This window comes from Burkholderia sp. 22PA0106 (genome assembly GCF_047497155.1).
In the GTDB taxonomy this organism is placed as follows: domain Bacteria; phylum Pseudomonadota; class Gammaproteobacteria; order Burkholderiales; family Burkholderiaceae; genus Burkholderia.
This window is the reverse complement of record NZ_CP163162.1, coordinates 1,918,212-1,935,584: the sequence shown is the minus strand read 5'-3', so window position 1 is coordinate 1,935,584 and position 17,373 is coordinate 1,918,212. Positions and strand designations below refer to the sequence as shown.

Genomic DNA, 17,373 nt, shown 5'->3' with positions numbered 1-17,373 from the left:
CCCATGCCGCGCTTGCGCTCCCGGGCCGATACGCGAGCCCGGGCAATGTGTGATGCGAACGGCCTGCTTAGCCGCGCGTCGGGTAGACGCCCTGCAGCGCGATGATGAACGTCAGGCCGAGATACGGATTGCGGATCGAGAACGGCTGGCTGCCGCCGGCCGTCGAGTTGGTGATCGACGGGGGCGCCGTCGTCACGCTCGCGTTGAACGGCAGCAGGTTCGTGTTCGCTGCGGCGGTGCTGTACACGGTTGCCGTGTGGCCGCTCGATGCGCCCGGGCCGAGCACCATGTTGCTGCCCGGCACCGATTGCGGCGCCGTGGTGGCGGTGGTGGCCGGGATCGAGATCGACACCGTGCTGGTGCCGCCGCCGCCCGTTACGATCGCAGCGTGCGTGTGAATCGGCATCTGGGTGCTGTTCAGCGTGACCGATTCCGTGCCGGCGAATTCGCCGAGCACGATCGGTGCGAGGCCGGCGCCGGTGCCGGTGCCGACCGGGCTGCGGCCCATCAGGTTCGGCAGGCCGAAGGTCGAGACGCCGGTGCCGCCGAAATTGGTGCCGAGCAAGGCGAACAGCGCGTTGTTCTGGGAAATCGGCAGAAGCTGGCCCTGGCAGAGCGCCCAGCCGTAGGGCGCAAAGTCGAAAGCGACCATGCGGATTTCGCCAAGGTACTGATCGGACATGTTGACTCCTGAAGGGGGTCGGTGGGGAAAGTGGGGAGCGTTGTTATGAGGCTTGCGTGCCGGCCGGCGTGTCCGGCTCGACGCGGCTGTGAATCACGGCGCACAGCGTGCCGGCGCCGGTATCGAGCGGGCGCGTCGGGGTCACGAACAGCAGCCAGGCACGGCCGTCCGGCGCGCCGAACCGATAGGTGTCCTGCGGCAGCCGGACGTCGACCGGCAGTTCGAAATGAGCGAGATAGCAGGCATGGGCCGCATTCATCGCGACGCCGTCCGGCGCCTCGGTGAGACGCGTCTGCGTCAGCGGCACGGCGGCCTCGTCGGCCGTCGAGATGACGAGGACCTGGCCGATCAGGCCTTTCAACTCGTCGTGGGTAGGCAGTTCCGACACATCAATTCCCAGGCGTTGGTCCGTACGCCCGCCGGTCGTCCACACCCCCTGGCAGGCCGATCGGCGATCCTTGTGATCCATTTCGGGCTCGGCCTCGTGTATCCGGGCCGTAACTCCGCAACGGTTCTTTTTGCATTTTTTTCACGGGACCGCATTCCCGTGACGACTTTTTTTAAAACCTCGGAAATCAGGTTTCGATTATGACTTTGCCATCTGTCTGGATCGGTTAACGCCATCCATGACGCTTTCTTTAGGGTTACATGCGAATTTGCGAAACTGTCGCGATTTATTTTTCATCATGCCGGTGTGGTAACGCGGCGTAACGATGCCAGCGCCTCGGCCGGCCGATCGAACGGCGCCGCTTCACGCCGCATTAAGTCGTACACGCCGGTCGAACCGGTTTTCTGAAAACCCAGCCGCTGATACAGGGATTGCACCGGATTGTCCGGTTCCACGCTGAGGCTGACCGGCAGGCCCTGCGCGGCCGCCTCGGCCACCACCGCGTGCATGAGCCGTGTGCCGAGGCCGGCGCCACGCCGGGCGGGCAGCAGGGCGATGTCGATCACGCGCACCTCGTCGCCGAGCTGCGCGGGCCGCCAGGCGTGGTACAGGCGGCCCACGGGCTGGCCGTCGAGCGCCACCACGTCGAAGCAGCCATGCGGGTAGTGCTCGCGATAGTAGGTTTGCTGCAACCGCGACTGCTCGTGCAGGAACGCATCGATGCGTTCGGGCGGCCAGCCGGTGCGCTTGAATTCCTCGCGGCGCGTGCTGACGAAAACCTCGCTCAGAAACGCGTCGTCATCCGGCGTGGCCGCGTGCAATGTCAATTCGGATTGCGCGCAAATGTTTGCGGGTGCCGAATTCACTGCTGGGACAGATGCCGGGACGGATTTCATGACGCCTGAAAAAGTTAAATGCACGGCTGGAAAAATTTACTTTCGGGATGCTATCCAATTGTCTGATGAGCGGCAACTGGATTTTATTTAGCCGGATTCAGTGATTGCCCCAATGCCCGGCATTGGAAAAATTAAAACAAACGTTTTCGGGGCCTGATTCGAAACACTTTTTCAAAAATCGAAAAATTGCATAGGTAACTGGATTTGCGAGCGAAAAACGCCTCCAAGCGCGCAAAAAAAATCCCCCGCGAAGCGGGGGATTTTCATGCGGGCGACACGGCGCCGTGCCGCCCGTGGCGGCGCAGCGGAACGTGCGAGCGTCAGTGGGTCGTGACGGGCTCGTCGTTCAGCGTGTGCAGGAACGCGATGATGTCCTTGATGTCGGCCTGCGTCATGGCCGGCTGATCGCCGAACTTGCGGTCGAACGGGGCATCGGTCACGTCGACGTTGGCCTGGTACTTGGCCGGGATGTCGTCGTATTTCTGCACCTTGCCGTCGGCGCCGCGCGGGTAGAACTTGCCCGGGTTGGTGTTGCGCTCGTTGTAGAAATCCATCACGTGCTGCAGGTCGTGATAAATGCCGTTGTGGAAGAACACCTGGCGCGTGGCCGAGTTGCGCAGCGTCGGCGTCAGGAACATCGAACAATACTGCGACTGATCCTTCAGGTCGGTACGGAACGGGCCGCACACGCCGATATCGAAGAACGCCGGGTCCTTGTTCTGGTCCAGCGCGTGGTTGCGCGGCAGGCCGAGCGCCTCGTACTGGTAATCGGTGAACATCGGCGGCAGGCCGTCCGGGGTCGGCTGCGACAGGTGGCAGCCCGCGCAGTTGGCCTTGTCCGGGTCGTTGAACAGGCGCAGCCCGTTCAGTTCGGCGTGCGTCAGGCGCGCCTTGCCTTCGAGCCACTGGTCGTACTTGCTGTTGTACGGATGAAAGGATGGATCCTCGAACTGATAGCGCGCGATCGCGAACATCACTTCCGAGATCGCCAGTTGCGGGTTGCTGAACAGCGATTCGCCGAACAGTTGCTTGAGCGGCTTCGCGTACTGGCTGGCCTCGACGCGCTTGAGCACGCTGTCGGTGTCCGGGTTGGCCATTTCGACCGAATTCAGCAGCGGGCCGAACGCCTGCTGCTGGAGCGTGTCGGCGCGGCCGTCCCAGAACAGGCCGCCTTGCGGCACCATCTGCACCGAGGCCGCGCCGCCGGCCGTCTTCTGGTTCTTCACCACGCCCGCGTTCTGCGTGGCGAGCTGCTGGACGGTGGCCGCCGCGTCGTTCTCGCCGGCGTCCGGGCCGATGCTGAAGTTCGGCTGGCGCTCCAGGTATTTCAGCGACGGCGGCGGGCGGTAGCCCTGCAGCTTCATGTTCGCGCCGCCGAGCTGGGCGTCGAGCCCGTTCGGCGGGCCGTAGGCGTGCGCCGGGCTGTGGCACGAGGCGCACGAGAGCTTGCCCGATGCCGACAGCATCGGGTCGAAGAACAACTGCTTGCCGATCAGCGCCACCGCCGACAGCGGCTGCATGGGCGGGCGTTGCAGCGTCACCGGATGCGGATTCGCGCCCGTCAGGTTCTCGACGATCTCGCCCACGGCGTCGGGCACGTTGGCCGGGTAGGCAACGGCATAGCCGGCGTAGCCGACCGCGGCGAGCACGGCGGCGCCGAGGATCGTCAGCGCGGCGTTGCGCAGGGTGCGGCGGCGCGGTGCCGGGGAAGAGGGCGGAACGACGGGCGTGACGGTAGCGTTCATACGGGTAGTGTCGTATTCGGGGCGGCCTAGGCCGCACAGGCAAAAAGCCGGCGCTTGCGCGCCGGCCGGTTTTTCGGTCAATCAGACCGGGTCGATCAGTTCGCCGGAGCGGCGCTCAGTTGCGTGCCGACCGTCGGGTCGAGGTACAGCGGCGTGGTGTTGGCCGTGGCCGTTGCCGACGTGTTCAGCAGGTCGCTCATGTCGCCAGCCGTGGCGTCGAACGAACCGCCACCCAGACGTGCACCGCCGAGCCAGTTGTCTTCGATGAAGCGCGTGACCGAAGCTTGCGTGATCGGCTTGTGGCTGACGTAGTTCGTCTTGGCGTACGGCGAGATCACGACGAACGGGATACGCGTGCCCGGACCGCAGCGGCCGTTGACCGGCTTGCCTGCGACACCCAGCGGTTGCGTATTGGCGACGCCGCACAGGCCGTTGCCGTTGACTTGGTCGACTGCGTCGAACGAGCCCGAGGTCGGTGCCGTGTACAGGTGGTCGTACCAGCCGTCCGAATCGTCATACGTCACGACCACGGCGGTGTTCTTCCAGTCCGGCTGCTGCATCAGGAAGTTGACGACCTTCGTCACGAACGCCTGCTCGTCCAGCGGATCCGAGTAGCCGGCGTGCGCGTCTTGTGCGGCCGGTGCCTTCAGGAAGTTGACCGACGGGTAGTTGCCGGCCTTGACTGCCGCGAAGAAGTCGTCCGTGTCGTACTGGTGGTTTGCCGGTTCAGCCGTCTTGCCGTCGGCTTGCAGGCTCGAACCGATCGCTGCCGTCGAGCTCGGACGCGTGTGGTTCGGGTTCGACGTCGAAGCGAAGTACTGGAACCAGTTGTGGTGCGGGATGTAGTCGGCCGTTGCCGCGCCCACTGCCGTGGCGATGGTCGAGCGCTTGCATTGTGTCGTGCCGTTCGAGTTGACGGTGGACAGGTTGAAGCCGCCCATGAAGCCGCCCCACGTGATCTTTTGCGCGTTCAGCAGGTCGCCGACGTTCTTGCCCTGCATCATGGCCTGATCGGTCGTGCTCGAGCAGATGTCGTAGCCCGGATCCACGTCGTTGATCATCGTGTAGCCGCTTTGGCCATCGTTGATGTAATACGTGGAAGCGGCGACCGTCGACACAGCCTTCGACGTCTTCACGATCTGCATGCCGTTGGTGTTGCCCGACACCACTTCGAGTGCGCCCGGCGTCGACGGACCATACGTGTCCGTAAACGCGTTGTCGCTCATCGCGTAGTGCGAAGCGTAGTTCCACAGGGCCGTGACGGTGTTGCCGTCGTAGTAGCCCATGACCTGGCCCTTCGTACCGAAGGCGCCCGCGCCGCCGGCCGTTGCGCTACCCGTGTAGAGCGGGAACAGGTCGGCTGCGCCGTTGTCGTAGGCTTGCTGTTCGGCGGTGTAGGCGTGGTTCTGGTCGGCCGAAGCGGCTTGCGAACGGTCCAGACGGAACGGGTTCGCCGCGTTCGTCGTGTTCAGCGTGTTCGTGAAGTTGCCGTTGGCGGTGCGCAGCGTGCTGGTTGCGGCGCCGAGACCTTGAATGTCGGTCTGCGTGTTGGCGGCGGCCGTGAAGGCCGGTTCGCCTGCCGGGTTCGTCGCGTTCGGGTACGTACCGAAGTAGTGATCGAACGACACGTTTTCGCCGTAGATCACGACCAAGTGCTTGATCGGGGTCTTGGTCGTCAGGGCGTCTTGCGACGACACCGTGGCGGCCGGCGTGGTGCTCGCAGCGGGCGAGTTGTCATCATTGCCGCCACAGGCAGCCAGCGCGATCGCAGATGCGGCGCAGGCGGTGGCAATCAAGGTTCGACGAAGCAGCATTGTGTGAGACTCCAGTGGAAGACCGTCTTGTGTTTATTACGTAATTCCCCGTTCGAGACGGCGCGGACCATTGTTGGTAGCGGGCGGGGCCCTCGAAGCGGGAGACCCCCCCTGTCTTCGAAGTGCGTGCATTGGAACAGGCCGGTATGAAGCTGGCGGGAAGAGTTACTTTCGTAATCGTTACGTGTGCGTATCGCCTGTATTACGAAAACTTTGAATGGAAAGAAATGCGAAGGCGTGCGTGCGAGGGGGTTCGCTGCGCGCCTGGTGGGTCGGGCATGGCTATGCCTGAAACCGTGACGTGCCTTTGACGGCCAAATGAAAATCACGGGAAGAATCGGTTTCCAATTCATTTCTTGTTGCTATCCGATTGCTTTCAATTGGGGGTGCCGGGCTGTGTCGGATGGCGGCGATCCCGTCATGGCCAATCGCATGCGTTCGTGCAGGGCCAGATCCCGTAAGGCGCGGCGTCCGTCGGCGCCACGTCCGCATGGCGGGCGTGGCGTGCGCTTTCGGTCATGACGCCGGTTTCGGCGCGTTGCAGGGCGCGCCGAAATTCATCGGATGAAATTGGAAGTTTTTGCCAGGCTGATCGAAAGCTGATTCGAGGCGATCGGGGCCTCGGTCGGTGACACACTATTTGCATCGATTTCGGCGAGTTTTTCGCGGGTTTCCGCCGGTTTCGCTGGCCGCCGGCAGGTTGCGCCGGTGCAACCCGCTACAATTGCGGATTTTCGGCGCGCAGCCGGTGCCGTTCCGGGCAGATCGGGGCGGCTCGCGCGGCGCCTTGACGGGGGACAACAGGTGACGCCCGGGGCCGGGCGCACTGTATGGAGACACTATGGTCGACAACACACACAACGAGAACGGCGGACTGCAGCGAGGGCTCAAGAACCGCCACATCCAACTGATCGCCCTGGGCGGCGCGATCGGCACCGGGCTGTTCCTCGGCATCGCCGAAACGATCCAGGCGGCCGGGCCGTCGGTGCTGCTGGGCTACGCGATCGCCGGCATCGTCGCGTTCTTCATCATGCGGCAGCTCGGCGAGATGGTGGTGGACGAACCGGTGGCCGGCTCGTTCAGCTACTTCGCCGACAAATACTGCGGGCACTTCATCGGCTTCCTGTCGGGCTGGAACTATTGGGTGCTGTACATCCTCGTCAGCATGGCCGAATTGTCGGCGGTGGGCGTGTACGTGCATTACTGGTGGCCCGACATGCCGAACTGGGTGTCGGCGCTGGTGTTCTACGCGATCATCAATCTGCTGAACTTCGTCAGCGTGAAATCCTACGGCGAAACCGAATTCTGGTTCGCGATCGTCAAGGTCGCGGCGGTGGTCGGCATGATCGTGTTCGGCGGCTGGCTGCTGCTGTCGGGCGGCGCGGGGCCGGAGGCCGGCGTCGCGAACCTCTGGCGCAACGGCGGGTTCTTCCCGAACGGCGTGAGCGGGCTGGCGATGTCGATGGCGGTCATCATGTTCTCGTTCGGCGGGCTCGAACTGGTGGGCATCACCGCCGCCGAGGCCGACGACCCCTCGCGCAGCATCCCGCGCGCGACCAACCAGGTGCTGTACCGCATCCTGATCTTCTACATCGGCGCGCTCGGTGTGCTGTTGTCGTTGTTTCCGTGGCAGAAGGTGGCGAGCGGCGGCAGCCCGTTCGTGCTGATCTTCCACGCGCTCGGCAGCGACCTGGTGGCGAACGTGCTGAACGTAGTGGTGCTGACCGCCGCGCTGTCCGTCTACAACAGCGGCGTGTACTGCAACAGCCGGATGCTGTTCGGCCTGGCCAAGCAGGGCAACGCGCCGCGCGCGCTGCTGACCGTGAACCGCCGCGGCATTCCGGTGGTGGCGCTGGGCGTGTCGGCGGTGGCCACCGGGCTGTGCGTGGTGATCAACTACCTGATGCAGGGCAAGGCGTTCGGTTTCCTGATGGGGCTGGTGGTGTCGGCGCTGATCATCAACTGGGGGATGATCAGCTATATCCACCTGCGGTTCCGCCGCGCCAAGCGCGAAGCCGGCCAGCCGACGCAGTTCCGCAGCTTCGGTTACCCGCTCACCAATTACCTGAGCCTGGCGTTTCTCGCGGCGATTCTGGTCGTGATGTACCTGTCGCCGGGCTTGCGGCTGTCTGTCTATCTGATTCCGGTGTGGCTGATCGTGCTCGGAATCGGGTATCGTTGGCGCGGACGCCGCCCGAACGACACGGACGCGGCCCGCGGCGCATCGGCCTGAGCCGGTTGCCACGCATTTCATCGATCGACCAGGAACCACCATGTTCGAACACATCGACGCCTTTCCCGGCGACCCGATTCTCTCGCTCAACGAGAACTTCCAGAAAGATCCGCGCGAGCGGAAAGTCAATCTGAGCATCGGCATCTATTTCGACGAAGCCGGCCGCATTCCGGTGATGGGCCCCGTGCGCGAGGCCGAAAAGCAGTTGGCCGCCGCGATCGGCCCGAAGCCGTACCTGCCGATGGCCGGCATCGAGGCGTACCGCGACGCGGTGCAGACGCTCGTGTTCGGCAAGGATTGCGCGGTGCGCGACGCCGGCCGGATCGCCACGGTGCAGACCGTGGGCGGCTCGGGCGCGCTGAAGGTGGGTGCCGATTTCATCAAGCGCTACTTCCCCGGCACGCCGATCTGGGTCAGCGACCCGAGCTGGGAAAACCATCGCTTCGTGTTCGAGCGCTCGGGCCTGACGGTCAACACCTACCCGTACTACGACGATGCCACCGGCGGCCTCAAGTTCGACGCCATGCTGGCCGCGCTCGACGCGCTGCCGCCGCGCAGCGCCGTGCTGCTGCACGCCTGCTGCCACAACCCGACGGGCGTGGACCTCGACGACGCGCAATGGCTCAAGGTGATCGACGTGCTGCAGGCGCGCGAGCTGCTGCCGTTCGTCGACATGGCCTACCAGGGCTTCGGCGCGGGCCTCGACGCCGATGCGTTCGCGGTGCGTGAAATCGCCCGGCGCGGCATTCCGGCGCTGATCGCCACATCGTTCTCGAAGAATTTCTCGATCTACGGCGAGCGCTGCGGCAGCCTGTCGGCGATCTGCGAGGACGCCGCGACGGCCGGCCGCGTGCTCGGCCAACTGGCCAGCAACGTGCGCGCGATCTACAGCAACCCGCCGACGCAGGGCGCGAAGCTGGTCACGGCGGTGCTGAGTTCGCCCGAACTGCGCGCGCAGTGGGAAGAAGAGCTGGCCGCCATGTGCCGCCGTATCGCGCGCATGCGCACGGCGATCCACGAAGGCCTGAAAGCCCATATCCAGGGCGAGTCGCTGTCGCGCTACATCAAGCAACGCGGCATGTTCACGTACAGCGGGCTGACCGAAACGCAGGTCGACGTACTGCGCGAGCAGCACGGCGTCTACATCCTGCGTTCGGGCCGTATGTGCGTGGCCGGGCTCAACGAGTCGAACGTCGGCATCGTGGTCGATGCGATCGGCGAGGTGATCGCAAGCGGGGTCTGAGCGCGGCGCTTCGGCGCCGGGGTCGGCTGACCGCCTGGACGGGGCCGCCGCCTCGTGTCGCGAATGCGGCACGGGCGGCGGCCCCGTTTTTCATGGCGCGGCTCGCTGCGCGGCGCGCCCGGCTGCCGTGTCGTCCTGGCTGAGGAAACGATGAGCAAGGAGGGCGCAATGAGCATCCGCGTGGTGAGGCTCGGTTCGCCGCGCGAACCGGGCGAGGGCGTGCGAATCGGCACGGTGCGGCGGCCGCCGCGCGGCGTGCCGAAGGCGGAATTCGCCACCCGCGACTATTACGACGTCTGGCTGCCGGTGCTGGCGCCGAGCGAGGCGCTGGTCAAGGCCGCCCATGCGGCCGATACCGATGCCAAATGGCATGCGTTCTCGCGCAGCTTCCGCGCCGAGATGGCGAAGGGCGAGGCCGGCAAGGTGCTCGATCTGCTGGCGGCGCTGTCGCATGGCAGCGATTTCTCGATCGGCTGCTATTGCGAGGACGAGGCGCATTGCCATCGCGGCATCCTGCGCCGCTTGCTCGAATCGCGCGGCGCGGCCGTGCTGCCCTGAGCCCGGATGCGGTACGCGGCTTGCGACCCCGAATGCGCCGGTTGCCGCGCGGCCTCGGCCGATAACCTGCGACATGATGTAAGCAATGTAGCGAATTTGATCGCGCGTAAGCGATGACCCGTTGCGCCGACTATGCTGAATCGTCGGGTGCACTCGCGTTGCCCGTTTGCCTGTTGAGGAGGTCGTCATGCATATCTCGTTTCCGCAGGATCCCCCGTTGTTCACGCCGGCCGATCCGGCCATCGCCTTCCCGGTGCTCGTCGATACCGCACGCATGCGCTGCGAGATCAGCGCGGAGGCGCTGGCCGATTATTTCGGCGCGGCGTCGTCGGGCGAGGGCGATCTGCGTCACGCGTTCGCCGCGCATCGCGACGAAATCGAGGAAGCCGCGCGGCGGCTGATCGAAACGTCGGGCGGCGATCCCGTCAAGCTGCGCAGCGGGTTCTTCCGCTTCTGCGGCTGACACGGGTGCCGGCCGGTTGCGGCACGCGGCGGGGGTCAGTCGTCGGGGTCGTCGACCAGCCGGTGCCGCAGCGCGTAGCGCACCAGTGCCGCTTCGTGCGGCATCTGCATCTTTTCCAGAATCCGGGTTTTATAGGTGCTGACCGTCTTCGCGCTGACGCACAGCGCGTTGGCGATCTCGGTCAGCGTCTGGCCGGTGGCGATGCGCCGGAATACGTCGAATTCGCGGTCGGACAGCCGCTGATGCGGCAGCGTGTCGGCCGGCTCGTTGAGGCTTTGCGCGAACCGCTCGGCCATCGACAGGCTCACGTACACGCCGCCCGACGCCACCTTCGATACCGCGCCCACCAGCTCGGCGCTGGCGCTTTCCTTGGTCAGATAGCCCGACGCGCCGGCGCGGAACGCACGCAGCGCATATTGCTGCTCGGCGTGCATGGTCAGCACGAGAATCCGCAGCGCCGGTTTTTCATCCTTGATCTGCTTGATCAGTTCGACGCCATTGCGGCCCGGCATCGACAGATCGAGCACCAGCACCTGCGCGGGGGTCTGGCGGATCAGCGAGATGGTCGAGGCGCTGTCGTGCGCCTCGCCCGCCACATCGAAGCCGGTGGCTTCCTTCAGGATGTGGCGCAAGCCGTCGCGAACGAGGGCGTGATCGTCTGCAATCAGCACATGGATCATGGCAGGTTCGGGTCCTGTTGAATCGACGGTAGGGGAATGGTGATGGTCAGCGCGTAACCCTGGTCGCGCGCCGTTTCGATGCGTACCGCGCCGCCCAGCATGTGGGCGCGCTCGCGAATGCCGAGCAGGCCGAACGATTTGTCGTCGGGCGCGCGGCGCACGTCGGTGTGCGTCGCGCCCACGCCGTCGTCGGCGATGCGCAGCACGCACTGGTGCTCGTCCACCGTCAGCGCCAGCTCCACGCGCGTGGCGTCGGCATGGCGCGCCACGTTGGTCAGCGCTTCCTGCACGATGCGGAACAGCGCCGTCGCGCTCGCGTTCGAGAATTCCAGATCGCCCGGCTCGATGCGGCGTTCGACGTCGATGCCGTAGCGGTGCGTGAAATCGTTGACGAGCCATTCGATCGCCGGCACCAGGCCGAGATCGTCGAGCATCACGGGGCGCAGGTCGGCCGCGATGCGGCGTACCGAGGCCACCGTCGCGTCGATCAGGCGGCGCATCTCGCGCAGCGGCTCGTCCACGCTCTCGTGCGCCTCGGGCGAGCTGTTGCGCAGCAGCCGGTGCTCGACGGCCGACAGATCCATCTTCAGCGCGGTCAGTTGCTGGCCGAGGTCGTCGTGCAGTTCGCGGGCGATGCGGGTTTTTTCCTCCTCGCGCACGCGCTGCAGGTTGGCCGACAGCTCGCGCAACTCCTCGCGTGACGCCTTCAGCGCGTTTTCGGCCTGCAGGCGCTCGGTCACGTCGCGCATCATCACCGTGTAGAGCTTGCCGGCGCCGTCGTGGATCTGCGAGATCGAGGCCTCGATCGGGAATTCGTCGCCGTTCGCGCGCAGGCCGTAGAGCAGGCGCTGGCTGCCGAGATGGCGCTCGGATTGCCCGGTTACGCCGAAGCGCGCGATGTGCTGGCCGTGGGCGGGGCGGAACCGCGGCGGGATGAAGCGTGTGAGCGGGGCGCCGATCGCGTCCATGGCCGACACGCCGAACACTTTTTCCGCCATCGGATTGAAGATCACCACTTTCTGATCCTCGTCGACGGTGATGATCGCTTCCATCGAAGAACGGATGATGCCCATCATGCGCGCCTCGTTGAGACGGCTGCCGCTCGGCACGGCGCGTGCGGCGGCGCGTGCGCGCGACCAGCCGGCCATCGCGGCGGCCAGCGACAGCGACGCGATCAGGCCGGCCGCCAGCACCAGCGAGGCCAGCGTGCGGGCGCCGCCGGTGGTGTCGAACGCGGTGTAGGCGAGCGTCAGCGTGTCGCCGCCGAAATGGAGCGTGTCGGTGCGGCGGTAGCGTGAGTGGGCGATCGGCGCCTCGTCGGGCGGCATGTCGGTGGCGTAGAGCGGGGCGCCGGGCGGTGCGGCATAGGCTTGCAGGCCGAGGTTGCGGTCTTCCTCGGTAGCCAGCTCGAAGGCGCGTGCGGTGTCGAGCGGTGCGAACAGGAAGCCGGCCAGCGCGCCGCGGCGGGCGGCCGTGTTTGCCGGGGCCGGGTCGCGGTAGACGGGCAGGTAGAGCGTCAGCGCGGGCGCCGCGCCGCCGGCCGCGTCCGGGGCGGGATGGCTTGGATGGGCGGCGAAGGCGATCTGGCCGGTGTCGGCGGCGCGCTGCAGCGCCTCGGCGTCCTGCGCCGGCAATTCGGGCGCCGCGCCGTGGGCCACCGGCGCGAACAGCGCGATCGTCGCGGCGGAGGGCGATGCCGTGCTGCCCGCGCTCGCGTAACCGAGCGCTCGCAGCGGGGCACGGGCGTAGTCGAGATCGAGGCCCGAAACGTAAGCGCGCCAGGCATCGGGGCTCAAGCCGGGTGAGGCTTGCAGCAGGCCGCGCGCGCCGGTCAGCACTGCGGCGCCCGCCTGCAGTTCGCGTTGCAGATTGGCGCTGACGGTGCCCGTGCGCCGCGCGAAGCGTGCCGTGGTGGCGTCCTGCCACGATTGGCCGACGAACCACGCGAGCGCGGCGGACAGCACCGCGCCCACGACGAACGCGCCGAACCCCGCAGCAGCCGGGCGTGCCAGCGCCGCCGAGAACCGCGAGCGTGAACGCTCGCGCGGCGGCCCGGATGAGGGGCGTGAGGAACCGCTATCGGTCATGAGCTTTTGGGATGAGCCGCATCGCGAGCCGTATCCGCATGCAGTGCCTGCGTGCGTCCGTCGGCCGGCTCGTGGCGGTGAGCGTCGGTTCGTTCTTTTCGATGTGAAATTGTGCTTGGTTTATTTGTTTTTGGCTAATGGCAAGAGACAAACGCGCGCACTGAATCGATTCGACACGATGGATTGGATTGTTTTGATTTCGGGTTCGATGGCGCGTGAGGTTTGTGTGGTTCGTGAACCGGTCTTGCGGATAAAAATCGCGCTGCACCGGTTTGTGCAAGAATCCTTTGTCAACGTACGGTTACCGAAACCGTCTAAAATGCGCTGATCCCGGTCGTGCGGCCGGGTGCCGCACTCCGTGCCAATGTCGCACCGGGCGGTTCCGTCCCGCGCAGTCCGGTTCGATTCGATCCAGGAGCGGCGCCGTGTGGCACTTTCCCGTAGCAATTCCTTCGTCGCTCGGCCCTTGGGCCGTGTTCCTGAGCGTGCTCGTCACGCAGCTCGGGCTGCCGGTGCCGGCCGCGCCGATGCTGATCCTGGGCGGGACGATGGCGGCGATGGGGCAGGCGTCCTACGCCAGCATGTTCGCCGCGGCGATCGGCGCGACGCTGCTGGCCGATTCGTTGTGGTTCAGCGCCGGGCGCCTGCGCGGGCGCCGGCTGCTCAACGGGCTGGTGCGCTACTCGTTGTCGCTCGACACCACGCTGCGGATCGCCCGTAACGTATTCGAACGCCACGGTGCGCCGCTCCTGATCGTCGCCAAATTCCTGCCGGGCCTCGGCCTGATGTCGGCGCCGTTGCTCGGCACCACGGCCATCGCCGTGCCGGTGTTCCTGTTCTGGGATTTCGCGGGCGCGACGCTGTGGGCCTCGACCTGGCTGCTCGGCGGCGCGGCGCTCGATCATGAAATCGTGCGCATCGTGCTGTGGGTGCGCAGCAGCGGCGGCACCATCTTCGACGCGTTCGCCGCGATCTTCCTGACCTTCCTGTTGTATCGCTGGGTACGCCGCATGCAGTTCCGCCGCTGGCTCGGCAAGGTGCGCATCGAGCCATCGCAGCTCGACGAGATGATGAAGTCGCCGAATCCGCCGCTGATCTTCGATGCGCGCCCGCGCGCGATCCGCCAGAAGGACGCCTACCGGATCGCGGGCGCCTATCCGCTCGATCTCGATTCGTCCGACAAGCTCGATCCGGCCTTGTTGTCGCGGCCGTTGGTGGTGTATTGCGTGTGCCCGAACGAAGCCACGGCCAAGAAGATCATCCAGCAGTTGCAGCGCAAGAACGTGCACAACCTGAAGGCGCTGAAGGGCGGGCTCGACGCGTGGGAAAAGCACGGCTTCCCGGTGGAGCCGCTGCCGTTGGATTTCGAGGCGTCGCGGTATACGGTGCGGCCCGAGCGGGAAATGTCCGGCGAATACACGGTGCGGGCGCGGCTGTCGGATTCGTAAGCTTCACGGGGCGGCGCGGTCCGCCCCGGCCTAACTGCGCGGTTTGCCGCAAGCGGGCACAATCCTCCACTGATTCTGATTCGAATGCGCGGCCGTTGCGTGCTTGCGCACGGCCGCGCGCGAACCCTGTTTCCACTCGAGCGGAGGGCCTATGGCCAGCAAAACCATCGCGGACTATCTCGCCAGCACCTTGGCGCAAGCCGGGGTCGAACGTATCTGGGGCGTCACGGGCGACAGCCTGAACGGCCTCTCGGACAGCCTGCGGCGGCTTGGCACGATTGCGTGGTCGCACACGCGTCACGAGGAAACCGCCGCGTTCGCGGCCGGTGCGGAAGCCGCCATCACCGGCAAGCTGGCGGTGTGCGCCGGCAGTTGCGGCCCCGGCAACCTGCACCTGATCAACGGCCTGTTCGACTGCCAGCGCAGTCATGTGCCGGTGCTCGCGATCGCCGCGCATATCCCGTCGTCCGAAATCGGCCTCGACTATTTCCAGGAAACGCATCCGCAGGAGCTGTTCCGCGAATGCAGCCATTTCGTCGAACTGGTATCGAATCCGAAGCAATTTCCGCGCGTGCTCGACCGCGCGATCCGCACGGCGATCGAGGAGCGCGGCGTGGCCGTGATCGTGCTGCCCGGCGATATCGCGCTGGAGGCTGCACCCGACGCCACGCCGAGCCATGTCGGCTACGAGAGCAGCGCGCTGGTGCCGGCGGCGGCCCAGATCGACGAACTGGCCCGGCGGCTCGATGCGTCGAAGAAGGTCGCGCTGTTGTGCGGCAGTGGCTGCGCCGGTGCGCACGACGAGGTGGTGGCGCTGGCCGACACGCTCGGCGCGCCGATCGTCCATGCGCTGCGCGGCAAAGAACATGTCGAATGGGATAACCTGTTCGACGTCGGCATGACCGGGCTGATCGGCTTCAGCTCCGGCTATCACGCGCTGAAATCCTGCGACACGCTGCTGATGCTCGGTACCGATTTCCCCTACCGGAATTTCTATCCGAGCGACGCGCAGGTGATCCAGATCGACCGTCGCGGTTCAACGATCGGCAAGCGCGTGCCCGTCGATTTCGGCGTGGTGGGTGACGTCAAGGCGACGCTGGCGGCGCTGAACGGCCGGCTCGCGCGCAAGGCGGACCGCCACTTCCTCGACGCCGCGCGCAAGCATTACGCCGAGGCGCGCGAGGGGCTCGACAGCCTCGCGCGGCCGTCGCCCGGCGATGCGCCGATCCATCCGCAATACCTGACGCGGCTCGTCAGCGAACTGGCCGACGACGATGCGATCTTCACCGTCGATGTCGGCACGCCCACGCTGTGGGCCGCGCGCTATCTGAAGATGAACGGCAAGCGCCGCCTGCTCGGCTCGTTCAATCACGGCTCGATGGCCAATGCGTTGCCGCAGGCGCTCGGCGCGCAGGCCGCGCAGCCCGATCGTCAGGTGGTGGCGCTGTGTGGTGACGGCGGGCTGTCGATGCTGATGGGCGAGCTGCTCACGGCACGCCAGCAGAAGCTGCCGCTCGTGCTCGTCGTGTTCAACAACAGCTCGCTCGGCTTCGTTTCGATGGAGATGAAGGCAGGCGGTTATCTCGACGACGACACGCGGCTGGCCGATACCGATTACGCGGCCATCGCACGCGGCGCGGGCATCGAATCGATTCGCGTCGACCGGTCGGACGAACTGGAAGGGGCGTTGAAGCAGGCGTTCTCGCAGCGCCGGCCGGTGCTGGTCGACGTGCGTATCGCACGTCAGGAGATCGCGTTGCCGCCGAAGATCGAATGGGCGCAGGCCAAGGGCTTCAGCCTGTACATGCTGAAGGCGGTGCTGAACGCGAAGGGCAACGAGGTGGTGGAACTGGCGACGACGATGTTCCGTTAACCCGGCGCGCCAAACGACACGCGCCGACGGTGTGAGCCGTCGGCGCGTGGGATGAAGCCAGGGAGGAGCAAGGCACGATCCTGCGAGGTTCCGGGTTCGCTGCCTTACTTCGGTTCGGTTTCCTGATCGGCAGATGCGGCGTCGGGCCCCGCTTCGTTGGCGGCCGGCGCTTCCGGGGCGGCTGCCTGTGCGGCAACGTCGGTTTCGGCCGGCACGTCGGCCGCGTCGGCAGCTTGTGCCGCTTCGACCTGCGGTGGCGCCGCGGTGTCGGCGTTTGCTTCGCCTTCCACCTTGGCTGCCTCGTCGCGCTTGGCTTCGCCGGCCTTCGACTTGGCGGCGCGCGTACGGCGAGCCTGATCGAGGCGCACCGCGCCCGCGGCTTGCTGTTCGGTCACTTCACCCGCTTCGGCGCCGGTCAGGTCGACGCGCTTCGCGCCCGTGACGAGGCTGGCCCAGTAGCGGCTGCCGCGGCACCATTCCTTGATGGCATCGCGCAGTTGCGCTTCGTCGAGACTCAACTCGGCGGTGTGCGCAACGAGATCCTTGAAGATGCCGATCTTGAGCGGCACCTTGGGCGCGGGGTTCTTCGGGAAGGCGGCGGGGAAGCGGCGTTGCAGCTTGCCGATGGCGAGCACCGTGGGGTTGACCGGCTTGGCGTCGACGGCGGGCGCCGGACGGCGGCCCTGCTGCGGTTTGCCGGAGGGCTTGCCGCCCGCGTGGCCGGCAGGCTTGCCGGATGCGGGCTTCTGCCCCGGCTGGCCGTGCCGCTTCTCGGACGACGGCTTCGCCGACGATCTGGCTTGGGACTGGCCCTGGCTCGGGGACTTGCCTTGCGGCTTGGCGTCAGCTCGCTGTTGGGCGAGCTGCTTCTTCAATTCAGCGAGTTGTTCGAAACCCATTTCGCACGATCTTTCAGGTTGGACCGCGATTGTAGCAGTCCGACGCGGTATTTCACCCCGGAGCATCGAAAGTAATTCATGGCGGAGGTTGCCATGCGACAGTTTTCCGAATCGGTGTGCTGCATGCCGCCGCCTGATGGCGTCATATTCACGGCGAATGGCTGTGACCGGATTACCTCTCAATTGTCCGATGAATGCCGGCATTTCATTCGTATTGCTTCCAATTTGGAGGGGGTATGACTCGAAAATCGGCAGGCAACGCTCAAATTTCCGCCTCAACCCTCAAGTTTTATTCTCCCAATCCGTTTACCGATCCATTGATCAATGGGTCAAAAGCCCGTCAGGCATAGCTTTCACAATGCTT

15 protein-coding genes are annotated in these 17,373 nt (G+C 65.8%); 7 read left to right on the top strand and 8 right to left on the bottom strand.

Translation table 11 applies throughout. The features are described from left to right. Positions 1-67 precede the first annotated feature (67 nt). From AB4850_RS08235 to AB4850_RS08215, 5 genes are all read right to left on the bottom strand, one after another. Positions 68-682 carry a phage tail protein gene (locus AB4850_RS08235; RefSeq protein ID WP_414439330.1) on the bottom strand — a complete coding sequence of 205 codons (615 nt, stop codon included), beginning with the start codon at positions 680-682 and terminating at the stop codon, positions 68-70. Between the two features lie 43 nt (positions 683-725). Continuing rightward, the gene (locus AB4850_RS08230) at positions 726-1,151 is read right to left on the bottom strand and encodes a DUF6916 family protein (RefSeq protein WP_414439329.1); all 426 of its coding nucleotides are present in this window, start codon (positions 1,149-1,151) and stop codon (positions 726-728) included. Between the two features lie 215 nt (positions 1,152-1,366). Next, positions 1,367-1,897: an N-acetyltransferase family protein gene (locus AB4850_RS08225; protein WP_414439328.1), complete on the bottom strand. Its 531-nt coding sequence runs from the start codon at positions 1,895-1,897 to the stop codon at positions 1,367-1,369. Positions 1,898-2,286: 389 nt separating this feature from the next. Further along, positions 2,287-3,711 carry a cytochrome-c peroxidase gene (locus AB4850_RS08220; protein WP_414439327.1) on the bottom strand — a complete coding sequence of 475 codons (1,425 nt, stop codon included), beginning with the start codon at positions 3,709-3,711 and terminating at the stop codon, positions 2,287-2,289. A gap of 95 nt (positions 3,712-3,806) precedes the next feature. Next, on the bottom strand, positions 3,807-5,525 hold the full coding sequence (locus AB4850_RS08215) for a phospholipase C (RefSeq protein WP_414439326.1): 1,719 nt from the start codon (positions 5,523-5,525) through the stop codon (positions 3,807-3,809). 841 nt (positions 5,526-6,366) lie between these two features. Here AB4850_RS08215 and AB4850_RS08210 point away from each other — a divergent pair. The 4 genes from AB4850_RS08210 (at position 6,367) to AB4850_RS08195 (ending at position 10,022) form a co-directional block, all read left to right on the top strand. After that, positions 6,367-7,758, top strand: coding sequence for an amino acid permease (locus tag AB4850_RS08210; RefSeq protein ID WP_414439325.1), 1,392 nt, complete (start codon positions 6,367-6,369; stop codon positions 7,756-7,758). 40 nt (positions 7,759-7,798) lie between these two features. Continuing rightward, positions 7,799-9,001 carry an amino acid aminotransferase gene (locus tag AB4850_RS08205; RefSeq protein WP_414439324.1) on the top strand — a complete coding sequence of 401 codons (1,203 nt, stop codon included), beginning with the start codon at positions 7,799-7,801 and terminating at the stop codon, positions 8,999-9,001. Positions 9,002-9,169: 168 nt separating this feature from the next. Next, on the top strand, positions 9,170-9,559 hold the full coding sequence (locus AB4850_RS08200) for a DUF488 domain-containing protein (protein ID WP_414439323.1): 390 nt from the start codon (positions 9,170-9,172) through the stop codon (positions 9,557-9,559). A gap of 187 nt (positions 9,560-9,746) precedes the next feature. Further along, positions 9,747-10,022: a DUF1488 domain-containing protein gene (locus AB4850_RS08195; protein ID WP_414439322.1), complete on the top strand. Its 276-nt coding sequence runs from the start codon at positions 9,747-9,749 to the stop codon at positions 10,020-10,022. Between the two features lie 35 nt (positions 10,023-10,057). Here AB4850_RS08195 and AB4850_RS08190 read toward each other — a convergent pair whose 3' ends face one another. Further along, the gene (locus AB4850_RS08190; RefSeq protein ID WP_206128262.1) at positions 10,058-10,702 is read right to left on the bottom strand and encodes a response regulator transcription factor; all 645 of its coding nucleotides are present in this window, start codon (positions 10,700-10,702) and stop codon (positions 10,058-10,060) included. Next, positions 10,699-12,789: a PAS domain S-box protein gene (locus tag AB4850_RS08185; RefSeq protein ID WP_414439321.1), complete on the bottom strand. Its 2,091-nt coding sequence runs from the start codon at positions 12,787-12,789 to the stop codon at positions 10,699-10,701. Before AB4850_RS08185 ends, AB4850_RS08190 begins: the two co-directional genes overlap by 4 nt. On the opposite strand from AB4850_RS08185, the gene AB4850_RS08180 reads away from it, so the two are divergent. From AB4850_RS08180 to poxB, 3 genes are all read left to right on the top strand, one after another. Further along, positions 12,788-13,117, top strand: coding sequence for a hypothetical protein (locus tag AB4850_RS08180; RefSeq protein ID WP_414439320.1), 330 nt, complete (start codon positions 12,788-12,790; stop codon positions 13,115-13,117). The genes AB4850_RS08185 and AB4850_RS08180 overlap by 2 nt on opposite strands. Before the next feature lie 97 nt (positions 13,118-13,214). Then, a complete protein-coding gene (locus AB4850_RS08175; protein ID WP_414439319.1) occupies positions 13,215-14,237 on the top strand; it encodes a VTT domain-containing protein in 1,023 nt (340 codons plus the stop codon). 151 nt (positions 14,238-14,388) lie between these two features. Further along, a complete protein-coding gene (gene poxB / locus AB4850_RS08170) occupies positions 14,389-16,110 on the top strand; it encodes a ubiquinone-dependent pyruvate dehydrogenase (RefSeq protein ID WP_414439318.1) in 1,722 nt (573 codons plus the stop codon). Between the two features lie 104 nt (positions 16,111-16,214). Here poxB and AB4850_RS08165 read toward each other — a convergent pair whose 3' ends face one another. Continuing rightward, positions 16,215-17,213: a ProQ/FINO family protein gene (locus tag AB4850_RS08165; protein ID WP_414439317.1), complete on the bottom strand. Its 999-nt coding sequence runs from the start codon at positions 17,211-17,213 to the stop codon at positions 16,215-16,217. Positions 17,214-17,373: the final 160 nt, after the last annotated feature.

Bases quoted from the DNA above. Each gene is read 5' to 3' on its own strand.
- AB4850_RS08220 (WP_414439327.1), bottom strand. From the start codon at position 3,711: ATGAACGCTACCGTCACGCCCGTCGTTCCGCCCTCTTCCCCGGCACCG.
- poxB (WP_414439318.1), top strand. From the start codon at position 14,389: ATGGCCAGCAAAACCATCGCGGACTATCTCGCCAGCACCTTGGCGCAA.
- AB4850_RS08215 (WP_414439326.1), bottom strand. From the start codon at position 5,525: ATGCTGCTTCGTCGAACCTTGATTGCCACCGCCTGCGCCGCATCTGCG.
- AB4850_RS08180 (WP_414439320.1), top strand. From the start codon at position 12,788: ATGAGCTTTTGGGATGAGCCGCATCGCGAGCCGTATCCGCATGCAGTG.
- AB4850_RS08210 (WP_414439325.1), top strand. From the start codon at position 6,367: ATGGTCGACAACACACACAACGAGAACGGCGGACTGCAGCGAGGGCTC.
- AB4850_RS08205 (WP_414439324.1), top strand. From the start codon at position 7,799: ATGTTCGAACACATCGACGCCTTTCCCGGCGACCCGATTCTCTCGCTC.
- AB4850_RS08195 (WP_414439322.1), top strand. From the start codon at position 9,747: ATGCATATCTCGTTTCCGCAGGATCCCCCGTTGTTCACGCCGGCCGAT.
- AB4850_RS08165 (WP_414439317.1), bottom strand. From the start codon at position 17,213: ATGCCGGCATTCATCGGACAATTGAGAGGTAATCCGGTCACAGCCATT.
- AB4850_RS08235 (WP_414439330.1), bottom strand. From the start codon at position 682: ATGTCCGATCAGTACCTTGGCGAAATCCGCATGGTCGCTTTCGACTTT.
- AB4850_RS08230 (WP_414439329.1), bottom strand. From the start codon at position 1,151: ATGGATCACAAGGATCGCCGATCGGCCTGCCAGGGGGTGTGGACGACC.
- AB4850_RS08190 (WP_206128262.1), bottom strand. From the start codon at position 10,702: ATGATCCATGTGCTGATTGCAGACGATCACGCCCTCGTTCGCGACGGC.
- AB4850_RS08200 (WP_414439323.1), top strand. From the start codon at position 9,170: ATGAGCATCCGCGTGGTGAGGCTCGGTTCGCCGCGCGAACCGGGCGAG.
- AB4850_RS08185 (WP_414439321.1), bottom strand. From the start codon at position 12,789: ATGACCGATAGCGGTTCCTCACGCCCCTCATCCGGGCCGCCGCGCGAG.